Raw genomic sequence first — 17,454 nt, 5'->3', positions numbered from 1 at the left:
TTTAGCTAACAATCTTGCAAAGGAATTGCGCTTACCTTGTTTTGCCCTCCCTTGCATTCCTGTTACTGAAAATTTGCCATGTTAAGGTGATGATATTCCGTCATTGAGGCAAACGATGCGTAGGTACATCGACAATTTTTATATACGGAGATTTTATGTCTACATTATTTGGCACAGTTAAGTGGTTTAACGAAGAAAAAGGCTTTGGTTTTATTGCCCCTGAAGACGGTAGCCAGGATGTTTTTGTGCATTTCAATGCCATTACCGGTGATAGCTTCAGAACCCTGACAGAAGGTCAGCGGGTTTCGTACGAAGTTGAGCAAGGCATCAAAGGTCCGCAGGCCAAAAATGTAACACGCCTGTAAGCCCCCGAAAATAACCAAGGCGGCCAATTGACCGCCTTGGTTAAACTTGTCGCTTAGTGCTTATGCACCCAGTGCAGGGTTTCGGCCTTGGCTTCCAGGCTCTGCTGGGTTTGCTCAGGCATACTTTGTACATTTAAACGTTCAAAGAAAAACGCCTTACGTTTGGTTTTGCTACCCACTTCATTCATGGTTTTCACATCATAGATGCGGCCGTTGAGTACGGTGTAATCAACATACTCTGAACGTTGCAGGTTATTTAGTACATCACCGTCAATCACCACCATATCGGCCAGCTTACCTACTTCCAGGCTACCAATATCCTTATCCATGCCCAGATGTTTAGCGCCGTCTATAGTGCCGCCGCGAATCGCCTCCCAAGGCGTAAAACCGCCCTGCTGCATATGCCATAATTCCCAGTGTGCACCCAGGCCAGGACGCTGACCATGCGCGCCGATATGCACCGTAACGCCGTTGTCACGTAGCTTCTTGGCATAGGCGGCTACATCAAAGTGGTGGTATTGCTCATCTGGCGCGGTGGGCCGGCGAATGGCGCGGCTATCCAGCATATAATGCGGGGTATAGCGCAGCAGCCGTTCGTTCTTCCACACCTCGGTTTTATCGTACCAATATTCCTCACCCATAATAGTGCCCATGGTCACCACAAAGGTCGGGGTATAGCCGGATTGCGAGGCGGCCCATAACTGGGTCACATCGGAATAGCCGTGGGATAAGGGAATGGAATGCTCCAGCCCGGTGTGACCATCAACCACCATGGTCAGGTCATACAAGAAACGCCCTGCGCCTTCCGGTACCACCATCATGCCAAGTTCTTTACCCGCTGCAATAATCTGCTGACGGACGTCACGGCGTGGCTGGTTATAACTTTTCACCGAAATAGCCCCCACGTCCTTTAAGCGTTGCAGATGGAATCTGGCCGAGTCGGCATCATCAAAGATGGCTTTATAGGACGGCGAATTGGCGCCGTATAAGATGGTGCCGGTGGAGTAAATACGCGGGGCGATAATCTCTCCGGCTTTTTGCAATTCGGCTGCCGAGAAGATCTCTGAGGTATCATTGGACGGGTCATGAATGGTGGTTACGCCAAAGGATACATCGGCAAAGTTACGCCAGTTCTGACGCGGAATAATTTCATCACTGCCTTGCGAGCCATGGGCATGGGCATCAATCAGACCTGGGATCACGGTTTTGCCGCTGATATCCAGCACCTCGGCGCTGCGCGGTATTGTCACTTCGCCTTGCTTACCTATGGCCTTGATGCGGTTGTTTTCAATCAGTACCACACCGTTTTCTATCACCTCCTGGCGATTATCGGCATCACGCATGGTGACTAACCGGCCGCCCACCAGCGCTTTCATACCACCAGGCTTATCGGCTTTATGCTTAAACGACAGATCCAGTCCTTCACTCAAGGGCTCTGGCAGGGTTTCAGGGGCACCGTTGATAAAGGCGAAGGCGTCTTTCAGTTCACGTTCAAACAGCAGCGCGCCATGGTGCCAGCTCAAAGCCTGATTGTCGGCCCGCCAGGTCAGAAACTCCCCGGCGCGGCTGGATACCTTTGTCACCGGCAGTGAACTCATGGTTGGGCCCACGGTTAACAGCTTGCCGGTTTCAGCATAAGGCGCAATATAGGCATTGTACTGATAAACAAAAGCCAGCCATTGACGGTCATGCGACAAACGGAATTCCACCGCCTGATCCCCGCCATCCAAATGTTCACGCCGGTCTTTGCCGTTTAGATCGACGCTGACCAGCTTGGTATTGGTAGAAGACGGCTCAGTAAAGTACACGCGGCTGTCATCACCGGCAAAATGCGGGGCAACGCCACTATTTACCAGTTTGCGATTTTCGCCGCTTTTTATATCCGCCAGATAAATGCCAGGCTCCAGCGACCATTCCGGAGACAGCAGGTAACCACCGGTAAACTTGCGGTACACCACCTTACTGCCATCCAGGCTAAAGCTGGGTTCGGCATAGTGCCCGGGCTGCGAGCTGACCACCTTACTACGCCCGCCTTTGGCGGAAATCACCCTGACCTCGCCCAGTTTGTCGTCGTTCCAGGTGGTATAAACGATGGACTTTCCGTCATTGGAAAAACGCGGATAGAACTCATCGTGCTCATCCTGGCTGGTCAGGCGTTTCAGCTTGCCTGTTTTAATGTCTTTGATGTAAAGCTTACCCAGCGCCTGGAACAAGGCGGTTTTACCGTCCGGCGATTTTTGTGCCCAGCGGATCATTTTCACATCAAATTCATCCGGCGCTACATCCACAGGGAAGCGCAGCGCCTTGGCAATCTGCTTATCTACCTTAACCTCAACCCCGACCTTGGCCACTTCTTTACCTGCCATATCTATTTGATGGAAGGTGCCGCCGGTCCAATACAGAATCTGCTTGCTGTCGGGCGTCCAGTCGAAATAGGCAAAGTACCCTTCCGACCCAAAACCTTCCTGCATATCCCGCTCCAGCTTATCGGTTAGCAGGGTTTCGCGGCCCGAGGCCAGATCCATGACAAATAAGCCGGTGTTTTCCCGCACCCGGCGTACAAAGGCCAGCTGTTTACCGTCCGGGGATGGAGTTGGCACCACCGCACCGCCTACACCACTTACCAGGGTAATGTCTTCGCCGGTTTGTCTGTCATAGCGGCGAATGGCGAACACACTTTTTAATGGGTCGCGGTTATATTCAAAGTAGCCACCCGCACTCATATCCTTGGTGTAATAGATATAGCGGCCGTCGGGTGAAAAGGCCGGATCGGCCTGATTCTGCTGCTCGGTTTTACCGTTATCCCGCTCTTTAACCGGCAGGCCGGTGCCGCCGCTATGGTGGAATAACCAGATTTCCCCGGCCGGAATACTGCGGGTTGAGACTTTACCGATAGTCACGGCAATATACTGGCCGTCCGGACTCCATTTGGGCGAATGCACCAGGTCGCTTTTTACCTTGGTGATTTGCTTAAGGTCCGAGCCGTCCCGTTGCATGGTCCAGACATTGGTATTGCCGTCTCGATCAGAGATAAATGCTATGCGTTTGCCATCCGGGCTGATGGCCGGATGAAAGTTAAATGCCATATCATTGGTCAGTGGCTTGGCACTGCCGCCTTTGATATCGCTGACGTACAGGTCGCCCAGCATATCAAACACAAATTGTTTGCCATCGGGGCTGATATCCAGGCTGGACCAGGTGGTTTCGCTGGTATTGATGCTGACACTGGTCATCTCCAGCGGCGGATTCAGCACATCCCACTTTTGCTCTTTATCCGGTTTTTTACTGGTGTCTGCCTTGTCGTCCTGGGCCAGCAAGGATGTACTGCCCAGCCCTAAAACCAGGGCCAGGGCGATGGGGGTGAGTTTGCCTGTTGTCACTGTGTTGCCTCTTATTGTTATCTGTTGTTTTATTTTGCGTCCATGATGCCAGACCGGGTCGATCATAGCCAAACTGCCTTTGTGCCATAAAAATAGCCAAGGGGCACAGCCACACACGGCCAAATTACGGGGAAATGCGGTCAATTTTTCGGGAAGCATTATTCAACGCTGAGACGCTAAGAACACAGGCATAGCGCAGAGATTTATGCGGGTTCGTATTAACAGACCTTGTTACTGGCTTCTCTCGTTTTCCCTGTTGTGCCAAACCCGCAAAATATAAATGTGGTCATTCTGAATGAAGTAGCGGAGGGTATAGGCTTTTACATAGAGATCACGAATCTTTTCCGGGTCGCTGGCCTTTAAAACGGGCAAGCCTATTTCTGGAAACTTTTTTAACCGATCTACCGCTTCCTGAAGATCAATAGCCATTCTGCGTGCTGCATATGGATTCTTGCTTTCAATAAATTCAACCACGCGCTGCAGGTCATCCATCGACTCAGGCGAATATTTTACTTTCATTTTTGCGGTTTAGACTGCCTGCTTGCTGTTCCCCAGGAATTGAGCCAGGCGTTGACATCGTCCTCGTCAAGCGATTTGCCTGCTTGTATCGACGCCATCGCTTCCAACGTGTCCTGCCAGCGCGACTCTTCCAGCGACTGTTTGGCAAGAAACTCCCTAATTGCCTGATTGATAAGATAGTTTTTGCTTCTGTCGAGTTTCTTAGCCAAAGACTCTAAAGGCTTATCGACATCTTTATTAAGCCTGATACTGGTAATGCTCATATCTTCACCGATAGCTGTAGCACGTTGTATTACATAGTAGTATTGTGCACTAAGGTTGACCAGAGGATTTTACCGACTTAGATGGCGTTACCTTTAGTAACACTTGAGCGGTTATTTTGTAGTATCTGAATGTTAAGCTGGTGCGACTGAACAATATAGCTATTCATGCATGCGCAACCATCATCTGAGTATCAGCAAGGCAGAAGGCGACGATATTCGCTTTGAGGCGCGCTTGCAGGACACCGCTTTTACTCCCCATCGCCATGACTATTACACCCTGGCCCTCACCTTAAAAGGGGTGCAGAGTTTCAACTACCGCGGCGCCCGCCAACAATCCCTGCCGGGAGAAGCCGTAATTTTGCACCCCGATGAGCTACATGATGGTAAAACCGTGACCGAAGAGGGGTTTATTTACCGCTCCATCAGTATTGACCCTCACCAGATGCAACAATGCCTGGGCGGAACGCCACTGCCCTTTATTGAAGGTGGAATCTGCCGCGATACCTTGTTGCTGCAAACCCTGCACCGCGGTTTGGCAGACCTGTCCAGGCCTTTGGAAAAACTGGAACATCAGGATATCGTCTTCGATTTAAGCCAGGCACTCAGACAAGCCGCAGGGCAACGGGAAAAAGCCAGCCCGGTGGATAGTCAGGCCACCTTCAGAGCCAGGGAATATATTCTTGCAAACTGGCAATACAACCTGAAACTGGAAGAACTGGAACAGGTATCGGGACAGGATCGTTTTAAACTGAGTCGTGATTTTCGCAAACTCTTGGGCACTAGCCCTTATCGATTTGTGATTCAGCGTCGTTTGCAGAAGTCGCTGACGATGCTGTCTCAGGGGCGCTCACTGGCCGATACCGCGCTGGATTGTGCCTTTGCCGACCAAAGTCATTTCACCCGCCAGTTCCGACAAGCGTTCGGTATGACCCCCAGGCAATGGCAGAAGGCGCTGTTGCAGTAACAGATATTTAATCAGCTTGCACAATCGTTCTATAACGGCGCCGTTGGGCTGCATATCATCGCCCTTCACTACATGATAAGAGCGTTTTCCATGCTATCTGCTGACAAATCCCTGGCCCTGAAAGAAGTCATTGGCTTCGGTTGCCTGGTGGTGATATCTAAACTGCTGGTCGACCCGCTAACCTGGAAATTTTCCGGCCCCATTACCCTGATCGGCTCCATGCTGATACTGGCCATTTATTTACACCGTCGTGGTGAAGGACTAGCCGGGATTGGCTTTGCCGTGCCTGGCGGGTTGAAATCCAGGCTGATGATCCTACCCAAATGCTTGCTGACCGCTGCGGCCATTATTCTTACCGGTGTGACCGTGGCGAAAACCGGTGAACTGCTGGGCCTGGATCTGGTGAAAGACAATGCGGGCATTGCCGAGCGTCTGGCCGACGTACCTGGCAACCTGAATATGTATCTGCTGTGGCTTGGATTGATCTGGGTAAGCTCAGGGCTGTGTGAAGAAATGTTTTTTCGTGGCTTTCTTATTACCCGTATGTTGACCCTTTTCAACGGGGTCAAGTTTCAGCGCACCTTGTCTGTGTTTTTCCCGGCGCTGTCTTTCGGTTTAGTACATGTCTACTATCAGGGCCTGCAAGGTTTGATTATTACCGGCTTTATCGGCCTGACTCTAGGGACTTTATTTCTGCTCTTCAAACGCAATCTATGGCCTTTGGTAATTGGCCATGGCCTGGTAAACAGTCTGAGCCTGACTGCCGTTTACCAGCAGTGGGATATTTGAGTAAACTGCCGGGCTCCGCCCGGCTTTCCTTTCACAGTTAACTGAACACGTAGCAGCGGAAACCACAGGACAAACCTGTTGAACAAGTTATCAATAATCACTATCATTTGCACTAACTTATAATTCAGACTGCAGTTTCGGCATCGTGTTTACGTAAATAGCGTGCCTACGCAGTGGGAAACAGGCTCTGACACAATGAATGTATATTGGCAAAGCGGTCTCGCCTTAGTGTTAAGCCTATTGTCAGCCCTGCTGCTCTATCTTGGCAGCCCCAACCAACAATGGTTTAAAAAGCGTTATATCAAGTTTTACCCTGCACTCTTGCTAAGTCTGATATTGCTATGCGCCGCCTGGTGGCTATTGCGCTCTCACCTCTCCGGCCTCTCCGCCGTATTTACTATTTTCACTGCCCTGATGTTGCTGCTCGGACTATTGCCCTTTACCGCCAAGCTGAGCAAACCCAGTACCAAAGGTGGGAAGTCCACCTTAGTCAGAAGCAAAAGCTATGCGGAGTACCAGACCAAATGGTGGAGCAGAGTTTTGGGGGCACTGGTGCTGGGTTTTCCCCTGGCGCTGTTCACCAGCAGTCTGATAGGGCTGACCTACGACGTCAGTGAAGCGGCAGATGTAAGAGCGCAGTTTATTATGTGGATGATCACGCCACTTTGGCTGATGCCTTTGTGCTTTATCTTTTTTACCCATAAGCCGTGGCGGGTATTTTTAAGCTTGTTGATTTTGAGCGCTTGTTTATATGGGGTGCTCGGGCAAGTTGGTATTGGAGGCTAAGTTATGCGTTTGGAATTCTATAAAAGCTATCAGCAAGTGCATATCTGGACAGGGATCATTTCTGGATTATTGCTCTATATCTGCTTCATTGCAGGAGCCCTGACCATGTTTAAAGCCCCACTAAACCAATGGGCCTTACAACAAGAGGCCCGGCTGCCCCAAATAGACATGACCCAATACGACGCTCTGCTGCAAAAAGTGCTGCTTGCCTATCCTGATGCAGCAAAAGATCTGACCGTCTATTTACCCTCCACACAACCACAGCACGCACCAGTTAGCTGGGTAGTTGAAGATAGCATCAGCCACGCTGCCAGCCTCTGGCATGCCAGTCTGGACAGTCATGGTGAACTGATCACCTCCCAAACCCAGGTTTCAGCTATCGGTGACTTCCTTGACACCTTACATCGTACCGCCGGTATTCCTGGCGGCGACGATCACGATGCCTACGGCATTTTTGTTATGGGACTGGTCTGTATCTTGTATGTCGTAGCCATAGTCTCGGGTCTGATCATTTTTTTGCCAAGCTGGTTTAAAGACCTGCTGGCAATCAGAAAAGAAAAAAATACCCGACGTTTCTGGGTGGACTTCCACAATGTGCTTGGCATTACGGCCCTGCCTTTTCACCTGATCATCGCCCTGACCACCATTGTTTTCGCGTACCATGATTTGCTGTACGCCTCAATGCAGCAGTGGGTTTACAAGGACACCCCGATATTTTCCCGCCCTGCTCCCAGTCAGAGTGACCGCAACATAGCGTCATTAGCCAGTATCCAGCAATTAGAACAATCGGTGCGAGCCATTGAACCTGAGTTTCAACCTGCGGTGCTGAACTTTGCCGCCTTGGGTACACCTGCTGCCAGAGTGCTGATTGGTGGTGAACTAGCGGGACAATGGGTCAGAGGACCTAAATACGCGTATGTACTGAGCGATCCCTACAATGCCGAGCCGGGATATACCGCAATGCTGCCCAGTGTTTCGGGCATTATGGGTAAAGTGGTCAATGGCTTTTTCACCTTGCATTTCGGCGGTTTTGGCGGTGGTCTGGTGCACTGGCTGTATTTTGGCCTTGGCCTGTCAGGCGCTTTGCTGTTTTTAACCGGGAATATCATCTGGATAGAGTCCAGGCGTAAAAAACAGCAGCAAACCGAAGGACAAACACAGCAAAATCGTTCTGTAAAAGTTATGGCGCGCCTGACTGTGGGTGTGACACTTGGCACTCTTATCGGTGTAGCAATGTCACTGCTATGTGCTAAATGGCTACCCCGCGAACATTTGGATATCAGTACATGGCAACAAGCGGGCTATTATCTGGGGTTCTTGTCCTGTCTACTGCTGGCTTTTTTCCTAAAGCCAATTGTCGCTGCTAAACATCTGCTGGCGATCTTATGCGCTTTGTTGACACTGCTAGTGCTATCCACTCTTTGGTGGCTAGACGGCAGTCAAACCGCTGGGGTGGATTTTACCTTCTGTATGGTCTGTAGCTTACTAGCGGTAGCCTGCATGGCGACCTGGCGGCATTTGTGCAACAGGCAGGCGCAGATCCCACAAGACAATGTATGGGCATAATTCACACTGATTATTTTTGCATGGAAGAGCCAAGGGGAATAAGCGCAGAGCGGCGAATTTTTCCTAAGATGAAGGCCATTGATTTACGGCCCGAACACGGATGTCAAACACCGGCAAATTGCCAAACGCAATGTTCTTAAACTACTCAAGGGATACACACCATGTTCAGACTTGGTAACAAGCAATGCCTGTCGCTGGCTGCGGCGATTGCAGCCTGCTTCGCCAGCCCAATGGCAAGCGCCGCAGAGACGCCGGACAAAGCCGATAAGAAACTTGAAACTATTGTTGTTATCGGTGAGAAAACCAATCGCCCCCTGAAAGACACCACCTCGTCGGTTTCAGTATTATCAGAAGAAGCATTAAACAGTACACAATTTAAGTCTATCACCGAAGCCATTTCCGACATTCCCAATATCGTCGCACCTTCGGGCGCCGTGCCGGATATTCGCGGCGTATCGGGCAACGGCGCGGCTGGTGGGTTTAATTCTATCTCTGGCGGCGCCAAAGGCCGTGTATCGACTCTGATTGACGGCGTAGCAGAACCCTTTGTCGCTGATCTGACCGGAGACTCAGGGATCTGGGACGTGGAACAGATTGAAATCTATCGCGGGCCGCAATCCACCAGTAATGGCCGCAACAGTATTGGCGGTTCAATCTATATCAAGACCAAAGATCCCAGTGAGGTATGGGAAGGCGCAGTACGCGTTGGTTACCGCAATCAGGACAGCTATGTTGATACCTCTGCGGTCATATCCGGGCCACTGATTGAAGATACCCTGGCGTTTCGTGTCAGTGCCCAAATGCTGGACGCCAATACCATTACCGATGATACCGGTTATGTCGGTAATCCCCCAGATTATGACCTGAATGAGATCAAAACCCGCCGCTTCAGAGGCAAGTTACAGTGGACGGTACAGGATGATTTAACCTTTTTGTTATCTCATTCCACCAATAATGAAAAGGGCGACACCGGCCGCGTATATTACAAGGCGGACGATCTGTCGAAGTTCAGTCGCTTGTACTTCAGGAATATCGAGACGGATGTAGCGACAACCAGCCTCAGAGCTGACTATAAGATCAATCAAAATATGTCACTGGATGTACTGCTGGCATATATGGACTACGAATGGGGTTTTGACGGCTATGAGCCTACGCCAGAGGCACAGCAGCAACTGTCGTTTGACGAGCACAACTTAACCCTGGATGCCAAACTCAACTTTGGTCTGCAAAGTGACAACCTCAGTGGCTTTATTGGCTTGGCGTACTTTGAGCGGGATCACGATGTCGTTAGTACCGGTGCCTACTTGTATCAGGGTGATGACAAGAGTGATTCACTAGCGCTATACGGTGAGGTGGACTTCGCTTTATCTGAACGTCTGGATTTGATTCTCGGCGCCAGACTAGAGCGCGAGTCTCAGGTACGTAACTTTGTTTACGGCCCCATTGATTCAGATCTGGACAATGACACCAATATCTTCCTGCCCAAACTGGTCCTGCAGTATCAGGCTGCACAACACACGACCATCGCCCTGAGTGCGCGAAAAGGCTATAACGCAGCAGGTGGTGCACTCAATTTCACGGCACAGGAGTACTATTACTTCGGTGAAGAAAAGGTCAATACTTTTGAATTCAGCACCCGTAGCAGTTTTGCCGACGGACACGTATTTTTGCGCAGCAATCTGTTCTACAACGATTATGAAGGTTATCAGGCGCTCAGCTCCAACCGCTTTATTGTCAACATGAAGGATGTTGCCACGTACGGTGCCGAGCTGGAACTGTCGGCCAACCTAACACCAGAGCTTGAGATTAGTGCCGGTCTGGGTTTACTGCGAACAGATATCAAAGATGCCGGTGAAGACTATCCCGACGTAGATGGCAATGAGCTGAATTCCGCACCAAAGCTCACCGCCAACATTGGTGCCAAATACTGGCTAACCAATGCCTTGAACGTCGGTGTATCGGCCAGTCATGTGGATAAGTACTATGGTGACTTCGCCAATACGCAAGAACGCATAGCCGGTGACTATAACCTGGTTCGTCTGTACGCCAGCTACCAGAATAGCAACTGGCTGATATCGGCCTTCGTTAATAATGTCTTGGACGAAGAAGCATTTCTGAGCCAGGAACCCGCCAGCGGCAGATATCCAACAGGCTATGTGTCTGTAGTAGATCCGCGTAATGTCGGTGTTTCTGCTACCTACAGCTTCTAAACAGCAGGCGGGCCTGTCAATGATACGGGCCCGCGAATAAATTGACATTAATGCGGGCAATCAGAATCAAGCCATAATCAACCAAGGCATTGCTTAGCGGGCAAATAGCTGGCCAATATCCTTAAACGCTTTGAATTCCAGCGCGTTCCCGCAAGGATCAAACAGGAACATGGTAGCCTGTTCCCCAACCTGCCCTTTAAAGCGAATATAAGGTTCAATCACAAACGCAACACCTTGTTGTTGCAAACGTTCCGCCAGCCTTTGCCAGTCCTGCCAGGGCAATACCACACCAAAATGCGGTACCGGTACATTATGCCCGTCCACGGCATTGGTATGCGCCTGCTGTTGTGACTCGGTTTGCGGGTGCAGATGGATCACCAGTTGATGGCCGAAGAAATTAAAATCCACCCATTGCTCGCTGCTACGGCCTTCTTCAAGCGCCAGGATGTCGCGGTAAAACAGCCTGGCTTTGGCCAGATCATAGACTGGAATGGCTAAATGAAAGGGTGATAGTGACATAGACGATCCTTAGTTATTGCTGTATATCCATGTCTTTTATGCCATGTTCGCCATGGATGCCAGTATCATCTACAACCTTACTGCTAACTTTGTCCGCGTGTCAGCAGTGCTGACTTAACAAACCAAGCCATTAATTAGGGTGCCTGGTCCGAACATATCCCTTGGCAAAATTGGCGTAAACCATCTTGTAGTGCCTTCACCAAATATGGGTCAGACAGTATTCCATCCACATCTAATTTGCTGCCAAGCAAGGGAATAGAGACAAAAGCAGCATCAACAATCCGCGCAGACATAGTGATTAACACTTCTTTGAGCGCATCCTGAGCATGATGAGCTCTGGGAGAGGTGTTGATCAACATTGTCGGCTTGTTGGGAAACTCCTCTCCACTGACCAGCCAATCTAAGGCATTTTTCATTGGACCGCTGATACCATGAGCGTACTCTGGACTTGCCAGTATGATTCCATCAGCTTGTGCTACGGCAGATTTCAACCTCATTACCGCACCAAGCGGCTCACCTTCCAAATCGGGGTTAAACAATGGCAAGTCAGCGATCGATCCCAGTTCAATCTGTACCGAAGCAGGTGCCAGCCTTGTCAGGGCCAATAACGCGTCGGTATTATGAGACCCTTGGCGCAAACTGCCCGACAACGCCAACAACTGTAGAGCGTCACTCATAGCCAACCTTGTTATTATCTTTTACTTTGCAAACAACAAATACCCTTATCCCTGGCAAAAGTACAATAGCAAATTTGCATTTAGCTTAAGCAAGGCTTTTAAAAATCCCGTTGCTGCCACTTGTATATGCATTATTCGTATACCGTCAATATATTAAAAATCTCCACTGACAGCGCAGAGAAAGCATTATAAATTGACTCGGATAGTGCCCTGGCATCGTCAAAATCAGGGTCTGCAAGCATTAAAATTTCAAAGATTGACCATTCTGGCATTGCATCTTTGTTCACCCACTTAACACCCTGTAACTTTTTCCAGTAACTAATCTGAACATCCTTTGTTTGCCCAAGAAGCCAAAGTTCAAATTGCACCCGCTGATGGTTAAACACAATGGCTAATTTGAGTTTATGCTTTTTAAGATAATCGTTTTGTAGGTAAAAATATGTGAAATCAATATAACCGTGCAATACCTTTGCAACCGTAAATTGCCCTTTATACTTGTTATAAAATTCAGTTCTGAGACCTTGCACGACAGATACAAGGTCTTGGTACGTTCTCTGCAATTCACCACTTGCAAAGTGTAATTTGTAGGCAGGTATCCGCGCACTAAGGCTTTTGTAAGACATATTGTCCTTGGAATTTTAGGCATATAACAAATGATATGGACTCCCCTTCCCGGGGGTTTGCCACGTTTAAGTGGCAATTTATGAGGAGAACCATCCATGTCTGATTTTAACTATGTCTATGGCATTGATTTAGCCAAACTTAGTTTTAGTATCCATGGTGAAAACTGTTGTGGCAAGGTTTGAATGACATGCCCTCCTTGGCTTGCCATTCCCATTTACGGCATACCTGTTACCCTTTGGGCCAGCTTAAGCTGTTCAAGTTGGTTCCAGACCAAGCTTTTTTCCAAAATTTTATTCACCACAAAGGGCACGAAGAGCACGAAGGGCAATAGAGGTCATCGACACTTCGTGTTCTTCTGATCTTCGTGGTGGAAAGAGAATTAATTAAAAAGACCGGGATGGGTTTTGGTATCAGGCACACAACAATAAGCTTCTGATTATGCTCAAAGCAGCCGCGCGGCCTTATCACGTTGAGCTGCCTTGCCTTGCATGGATGCTTTGGCACAATATACCAATATTTGGTACAGGAGACTGCCAATGGCCAGAAATACCAGCATTACACTTGGTCCCCACTTTGACGAGTTTATAGCCACTCAGATTGAAAATGGTCGCTATGGTTCGGCGAGCGAGGTAGTAAGGGCCGGACTGCGTTTGCTTGAAGAAACGGAAAGTAAGCTCGAACGGCTCCGACGTCTCCTGGATAAAGGCGAGCAAAGTGGCATAGCAGACTATTCCCTTGAAAGCGTTATGGCGGAACTGGACAACGAAGTTAACTGATGCGTCCATATCTACTCACTGCCGCTGCCCGAAAATACGTTATCGATATAGGCCGTTTCACCACCGAAAAATGGGGGAAGTGCCAACGCGATAAATACCTCAGACAGCTTGACGATGCTTTTAAGCTGCTAGCTCGCCAACCTGATATTGGCCGCGATGCAGATACCATAAAACCACGCCACAGAAAATTCAGTCTGGGCAGCCATATCATTTTCTACCGAGCCGGTACAGAATCAAGGTTCGTTGTAATCCGCATCCTCTACAACAGTATGGATGTGGACCAGCACGTCTAAGCCTAACAAGGCTGCAGCCCCTCCAGTAGTAGCCACAACTGCACCTTCTCGCAGAGTCGCTGAGACTCAGAGCAATTACAAGTAGTGAATACCTCAGCGAGCTTTTCTCTGCGCCCCTGCGTCACGGCGAGAAGCATTTCAATATCGACCGAAGGCAGGTTCGCACCTTCTAGCAGCGCCCTGAACCGACCGGGAATTTTTTAGCGGGGTCAAAGCGGCTCGGCCGCTTAGGGCAAAAGCTTTGGCTCAGTTGACCACATCAATGAACCTGAACTTGTTGTTGCAAACGCTCAACCAGCCTTTGCCAAGTTATAGACTGGAATGGCTAAGTGGAAGGGTGATAGTGACATAGGTGATCCACTGGGCCTGTTGCCTTTTGTTTATAGACTTTGTTCAAATCCAGCCCGTTTTTATCTCGATGCCGGGCTGCAGATCTAGTGGGCCCTTTTACCGCATTTACGAAATATCTTCTTATATTTCAAGCTGTCTCTAGCTCCGCCAGACTCTAATAAGTACAAGCTCTTTAGCCTGCCTAAGGTAGACAACCCGAAATGGCGCATGAATCAATTCGCGAATATGCTTCAGGTTGAACTCAGGAACCATTCGGCCCGCATCAGGGTGAGTTTGCAGTATCTCACAATGCTCAAGGATAGCCGCGACGAAGTCATCACCAATATGCGCCAAGTCTTGCTCTGTGTAGTAAGCCTGAATAGCCTGTAGGTCCTCAAGAGCGGACTGCGCAATGCGTAATTCCATTTACTCGATACCGAGGGTTTTCTTGGCATCCTCTAAAGATAGGGTGTTGCCGTCGCGAACATCCAACAACCCCTGCACCACCGCCTTTACAAACCGCAATTCCTCAGCGGTTTTTTCGTAATCCTCAAGTCCCTGAACAACAGCGATGCCGCGGCCACGACTGGTCAGCAGGATAGGACGATGCGTTTCCTGTGCCCGACCAACAACTTTTCCGGGATTAATCTTTAAGTCAGACAGAGGGATTACGTCCTCTGAAAATTTCACTGGCATAGTGATTACCTAATCAACCATCAGGTGCCATTAATAGCACCTGTTAACAGGTGCGGTCAACAAGCATAACGAAGAGCAGAGATCCTGCACTTTGCGGAAAACTTTTTGGGATCGTCGGACAGATAAACGCAATTCCTTATTGGTATTGCTGGAGTTAATCTGTAAGCGTCCGGGGAGCACCGTCTAGCTTTTAGCGAAGTTCCATGGCAAGACAGTAATTGCTTAACGTACTTGTTGGATATGACACTTAGTCCCTTGCGAGCGTCCTGCCTGTTGCCCTGCGGGCCAGCTAAAGCTGTTCAATCTGGTTCCTGACCAGATTGTCTTTACCGGGCGATAATGAAACGAGACGCAAAGACCAAATCTTCAGGAAAAATTTGGGACAGCTTCACGCTGGTCCGAAGGAAAAGCTACAGGGACGTGACCTTCAAAGCGCGCCCGCTGGATTCCCAACAACGTTAGTCCAGAAATTTTAAGCGGGATTCAAAGCGGCTCGGGCCGCTTAGTGGCAAAGCTTTGGTTCAGTTGCCCCATTACCAATATCAATGTCACTGACCCCATTGATCCCTGACCCCATTGATCCCAGATCAAGCAGATCAAGCAGATCAAGCGTTTTGGCCGTACAAGCTCCAACTGTAAACTGGCAAAGCACGCATTATCCTTTAGCCGCATTTTTACGTTTAGAATATATCAACGAAACCTGATCCACTCTAGTAAGCTAGAATCCTTCAACACCATCAACTCGTCTTGATACCTCTCATTCGACCATTCCAATATTGGCTTTCCGCGCGATGGGCAATATGTGACTTGCCTGTATACATCTTCATCTCTATTGTAATCATATACAGTGTAGAGATAGTCTCTGCTATCTTCATCGTAACTCAAGTAGGCTAGATATCTGCCAGAAGGAGACCACTTCAAATAAAAATTGTAAATTCCTATACTTTTAATTTTTCTAATTAATTTAAAATCAGAAGAATCACATAGAATAATCTCGCCATCTTTGAATATTGAGTAAGCAATGATTTCGCCGCATGGGCGAGCGGCTATTGCCCCAAGGGACCAGGATCCAGTTTGAGACCATCTCTTTTCCAGCTCAAAGTTCCCAACCACTTTAAACTGGTCGTTATAAACAGAAATCTTATCGGACAAAACGTATATCTTTTTATTTGAATGATCAATCTGCAAATCTTGAAAACCATATATCTCATGCTTGCAAACTATTTCCTTGGCTCTCTTATCATATATTATTAATTTACTAAATTCTTTTGGTGTATACCAAGGGCTTTTTCTATATACGCACAAAAGCTCCATGTCATTCCAATTACACATTTGATCTACTGATATTCCAGATGCATCTCTATAAATTTCGGAAACATCCAAGATAGGATTAATTTTAGGTGAGGGCATTTGTTTAAAACAAACCTCACTCAGAAATACACTTCCCGCATTATTATGTATAAAACAGAATGAGTCTTTACCACTAAAAAAGGCTGATTCGAAGTCAAACTCAGAGATTTCTATTTTAATTGGACTTGATAGATTCTGAGAATAATACAGAGCTTTACCATTACCAAACACTATGTGATGACCGTCAGAAGAGACGCGTAAAAAGACAGTGGTATACGATTGCTCAGCGTCACCGACTAATCTCTTAATCGCCCGCCCATAATCTTTGCTCCATACATTCACAGCTAAATGACAATCACAACTAGTAAAGACTTTGTCGAAAACGCACTGCACGACATTAACACCATATCCTTGCCACCGATATAGACCGCTATTATTTTTTTCTGTATTTATAAATACACTTACCAGCTTTTCAAACTTGTTTTTTGCAAAAAATGGAATCTTAGCCACTGAAAACTCTTGAACCTTTCTTAAAGAGTGAGTTTTAAACAAGTTGCTTTTGTCACGCCCGGAAGATTCAAATATTGAGACTTTTTCTTCAGTATAAATTTTTTTGGATTTGTTATCCTGAATCATCTCCTTTTGTTCTAGGTCAGATCGCCCTCTTTGAATCCTGTAAGTCAAATATGCTAATGCGCAGCTTACTATTGTAGCAATTCCGGCTATCGTTTCTAAATTCACTCTGCCTCCATCATCAAAAACATCCTATTTTCGAGTGTCAATAAAGCAAAATACAATTGTGCGTAAAAAAACGTTTCTGCGTAACAAATAATATGGACTCCCCTTCGCGGGGTTTTACCAAACTTAACTGGCAACCATTGAGGAGAACCATCCATGTCTGATTACAACTATGTCTATGGCATTGATTTAGCCAAACTGAGTTTTAGTATCCATGGTGGTGGGTGTCATAGCAAGCATTTGAATACATGACTTCCTTAGTCTTATATGACGCACCATCTGTGGCGCGCCAGTCCCATTCGAGCATCCAGCCAGTTGCCCTACGGGCCGGCTAAAGCTGATCAATCTAGTTCCCGTCAGGACTTTTTCCCAAAATATGTTTCACCACGAAGAGCACGAAGGGCAATAGAGGTCGTCCACACTTCGTGCTCTTCTGATCTTCGTGGTGGAGAAAGCATTACGGAATGGGTTCTTTGTATCAGACAAGTAGTAATAGACGAATTATGCTTAGCGATGTCCCCCAAAGCACGTCTTCCACTCAATTTTCGCTCTGTAAACTACCCACCTTTTAGCAGCGCCCTGAACCGACCGGGAATTTTAAGCGGGAAT

At 48.2% G+C, this 17,454-nt stretch carries 17 protein-coding genes; 8 read left to right on the top strand and 9 right to left on the bottom strand.

Annotated features, from left to right (window positions below; all coding sequences use genetic code 11):
- The first annotated feature begins 155 nt into the window (after positions 1 to 155).
- Positions 156 to 365: a transcription antiterminator/RNA stability regulator CspE gene (cspE, locus tag CSR04_RS04945; RefSeq protein WP_102795147.1), complete on the top strand. Its 210-nt coding sequence runs from the start codon at positions 156 to 158 to the stop codon at positions 363 to 365.
- 53 nt (positions 366 to 418) lie between these two features.
- On the opposite strand, the gene CSR04_RS04940 is transcribed toward cspE, so the two are convergent.
- From CSR04_RS04940 to CSR04_RS04930, 3 genes are all read right to left on the bottom strand, one after another.
- Complete coding sequence (locus tag CSR04_RS04940; protein WP_245921369.1) at positions 419 to 3,745, bottom strand: amidohydrolase family protein; 3,327 nt, start codon at positions 3,743 to 3,745, stop codon at positions 419 to 421.
- Between the two features lie 231 nt (positions 3,746 to 3,976).
- Entirely contained in the window at positions 3,977 to 4,264 is a 288-nt protein-coding gene (locus tag CSR04_RS04935) for a type II toxin-antitoxin system RelE/ParE family toxin (protein WP_102795146.1), read from the bottom strand.
- Positions 4,261 to 4,527, bottom strand: coding sequence for a CopG family ribbon-helix-helix protein (locus tag CSR04_RS04930; RefSeq protein WP_102795145.1), 267 nt, complete (start codon positions 4,525 to 4,527; stop codon positions 4,261 to 4,263). The genes CSR04_RS04935 and CSR04_RS04930 overlap by 4 nt, the downstream gene beginning before the upstream one ends.
- Before the next feature lie 169 nt (positions 4,528 to 4,696).
- Here CSR04_RS04930 and CSR04_RS04925 point away from each other — a divergent pair, with 169 nt between their 5' ends.
- From CSR04_RS04925 to CSR04_RS04905, 5 genes are all read left to right on the top strand, one after another.
- Positions 4,697 to 5,491: a helix-turn-helix domain-containing protein gene (locus CSR04_RS04925; RefSeq protein ID WP_102795144.1), complete on the top strand. Its 795-nt coding sequence runs from the start codon at positions 4,697 to 4,699 to the stop codon at positions 5,489 to 5,491.
- A 90-nt stretch (positions 5,492 to 5,581) separates the two neighbouring features.
- Entirely contained in the window at positions 5,582 to 6,280 is a 699-nt protein-coding gene (locus CSR04_RS04920) for a CPBP family intramembrane glutamic endopeptidase (RefSeq protein WP_172449236.1), read from the top strand.
- A 195-nt stretch (positions 6,281 to 6,475) separates the two neighbouring features.
- On the top strand, positions 6,476 to 7,066 hold the full coding sequence (locus CSR04_RS04915) for a hypothetical protein (protein ID WP_102795142.1): 591 nt from the start codon (positions 6,476 to 6,478) through the stop codon (positions 7,064 to 7,066).
- A 3-nt stretch (positions 7,067 to 7,069) separates the two neighbouring features.
- Positions 7,070 to 8,632: a PepSY-associated TM helix domain-containing protein gene (locus CSR04_RS04910; RefSeq protein WP_102795141.1), complete on the top strand. Its 1,563-nt coding sequence runs from the start codon at positions 7,070 to 7,072 to the stop codon at positions 8,630 to 8,632.
- A 161-nt stretch (positions 8,633 to 8,793) separates the two neighbouring features.
- Positions 8,794 to 10,842, top strand: coding sequence for a TonB-dependent receptor (locus tag CSR04_RS04905; RefSeq protein WP_102795140.1), 2,049 nt, complete (start codon positions 8,794 to 8,796; stop codon positions 10,840 to 10,842).
- 93 nt (positions 10,843 to 10,935) lie between these two features.
- On the opposite strand, the gene CSR04_RS04900 is transcribed toward CSR04_RS04905, so the two are convergent.
- The 3 genes from CSR04_RS04900 to CSR04_RS04890 form a co-directional block, all read right to left on the bottom strand.
- Complete coding sequence (locus tag CSR04_RS04900; RefSeq protein ID WP_102795139.1) at positions 10,936 to 11,361, bottom strand: VOC family protein; 426 nt, start codon at positions 11,359 to 11,361, stop codon at positions 10,936 to 10,938.
- Positions 11,362 to 11,495: 134 nt separating this feature from the next.
- Positions 11,496 to 12,038 (bottom strand): NADPH-dependent FMN reductase, encoded by a 543-nt coding sequence (locus tag CSR04_RS04895; protein WP_102795138.1) that lies wholly within the window; start codon positions 12,036 to 12,038, stop codon positions 11,496 to 11,498.
- 131 nt (positions 12,039 to 12,169) lie between these two features.
- A complete protein-coding gene (locus tag CSR04_RS04890) occupies positions 12,170 to 12,661 on the bottom strand; it encodes a DUF7000 family protein (protein WP_102795137.1) in 492 nt (163 codons plus the stop codon).
- Positions 12,662 to 13,198: 537 nt separating this feature from the next.
- Here CSR04_RS04890 and CSR04_RS04885 point away from each other — a divergent pair.
- Both CSR04_RS04885 and CSR04_RS04880 read left to right on the top strand, forming a co-directional pair.
- A complete protein-coding gene (locus CSR04_RS04885) occupies positions 13,199 to 13,438 on the top strand; it encodes a type II toxin-antitoxin system ParD family antitoxin (RefSeq protein WP_102795136.1) in 240 nt (79 codons plus the stop codon).
- On the top strand, positions 13,438 to 13,731 hold the full coding sequence (locus CSR04_RS04880) for a type II toxin-antitoxin system RelE/ParE family toxin (RefSeq protein WP_102795135.1): 294 nt from the start codon (positions 13,438 to 13,440) through the stop codon (positions 13,729 to 13,731). Before CSR04_RS04885 ends, CSR04_RS04880 begins: the two co-directional genes overlap by 1 nt.
- A 489-nt stretch (positions 13,732 to 14,220) precedes the next feature.
- On the opposite strand, the gene CSR04_RS04875 is transcribed toward CSR04_RS04880, so the two are convergent.
- From CSR04_RS04875 to CSR04_RS04865, 3 genes are all read right to left on the bottom strand, one after another.
- A complete protein-coding gene (locus CSR04_RS04875) occupies positions 14,221 to 14,487 on the bottom strand; it encodes a type II toxin-antitoxin system RelE/ParE family toxin (protein ID WP_102795134.1) in 267 nt (88 codons plus the stop codon).
- Positions 14,488 to 14,757, bottom strand: coding sequence for a type II toxin-antitoxin system Phd/YefM family antitoxin (locus tag CSR04_RS04870; protein ID WP_102795133.1), 270 nt, complete (start codon positions 14,755 to 14,757; stop codon positions 14,488 to 14,490). It lies immediately after the preceding gene.
- Positions 14,758 to 15,447: 690 nt separating this feature from the next.
- Positions 15,448 to 16,848 (bottom strand): hypothetical protein, encoded by a 1,401-nt coding sequence (locus tag CSR04_RS04865; RefSeq protein ID WP_102795132.1) that lies wholly within the window; start codon positions 16,846 to 16,848, stop codon positions 15,448 to 15,450.
- Between the last annotated feature and the right edge of the window lie 606 nt (positions 16,849 to 17,454).

Source organism: Bowmanella denitrificans (assembly GCF_002887595.1).
Classification (GTDB): domain Bacteria; phylum Pseudomonadota; class Gammaproteobacteria; order Enterobacterales; family Alteromonadaceae; genus Bowmanella; species Bowmanella denitrificans.
This window is presented reverse-complemented; position numbering and strand designations above follow the sequence as displayed.

What these genes read in the sequence shown, in the direction of transcription:
- CSR04_RS04870 (WP_102795133.1), bottom strand. Translation starts at nt 14,757, where the DNA reads ATGCCAGTGAAATTTTCAGAGGACGTAATCCCTCTGTCTGACTTAAAG.
- CSR04_RS04895 (WP_102795138.1), bottom strand. Translation starts at nt 12,038, where the DNA reads ATGAGTGACGCTCTACAGTTGTTGGCGTTGTCGGGCAGTTTGCGCCAA.
- CSR04_RS04920 (WP_172449236.1), top strand. Translation starts at nt 5,582, where the DNA reads ATGCTATCTGCTGACAAATCCCTGGCCCTGAAAGAAGTCATTGGCTTC.
- CSR04_RS04890 (WP_102795137.1), bottom strand. Translation starts at nt 12,661, where the DNA reads ATGTCTTACAAAAGCCTTAGTGCGCGGATACCTGCCTACAAATTACAC.
- CSR04_RS04900 (WP_102795139.1), bottom strand. Translation starts at nt 11,361, where the DNA reads ATGTCACTATCACCCTTTCATTTAGCCATTCCAGTCTATGATCTGGCC.
- CSR04_RS04935 (WP_102795146.1), bottom strand. Translation starts at nt 4,264, where the DNA reads ATGAAAGTAAAATATTCGCCTGAGTCGATGGATGACCTGCAGCGCGTG.
- CSR04_RS04875 (WP_102795134.1), bottom strand. Translation starts at nt 14,487, where the DNA reads ATGGAATTACGCATTGCGCAGTCCGCTCTTGAGGACCTACAGGCTATT.
- CSR04_RS04880 (WP_102795135.1), top strand. Translation starts at nt 13,438, where the DNA reads ATGCGTCCATATCTACTCACTGCCGCTGCCCGAAAATACGTTATCGAT.
- CSR04_RS04885 (WP_102795136.1), top strand. Translation starts at nt 13,199, where the DNA reads ATGGCCAGAAATACCAGCATTACACTTGGTCCCCACTTTGACGAGTTT.
- cspE (WP_102795147.1), top strand. Translation starts at nt 156, where the DNA reads ATGTCTACATTATTTGGCACAGTTAAGTGGTTTAACGAAGAAAAAGGC.
- CSR04_RS04930 (WP_102795145.1), bottom strand. Translation starts at nt 4,527, where the DNA reads ATGAGCATTACCAGTATCAGGCTTAATAAAGATGTCGATAAGCCTTTA.
- CSR04_RS04910 (WP_102795141.1), top strand. Translation starts at nt 7,070, where the DNA reads ATGCGTTTGGAATTCTATAAAAGCTATCAGCAAGTGCATATCTGGACA.
- CSR04_RS04925 (WP_102795144.1), top strand. Translation starts at nt 4,697, where the DNA reads ATGCGCAACCATCATCTGAGTATCAGCAAGGCAGAAGGCGACGATATT.
- CSR04_RS04905 (WP_102795140.1), top strand. Translation starts at nt 8,794, where the DNA reads ATGTTCAGACTTGGTAACAAGCAATGCCTGTCGCTGGCTGCGGCGATT.
- CSR04_RS04915 (WP_102795142.1), top strand. Translation starts at nt 6,476, where the DNA reads ATGAATGTATATTGGCAAAGCGGTCTCGCCTTAGTGTTAAGCCTATTG.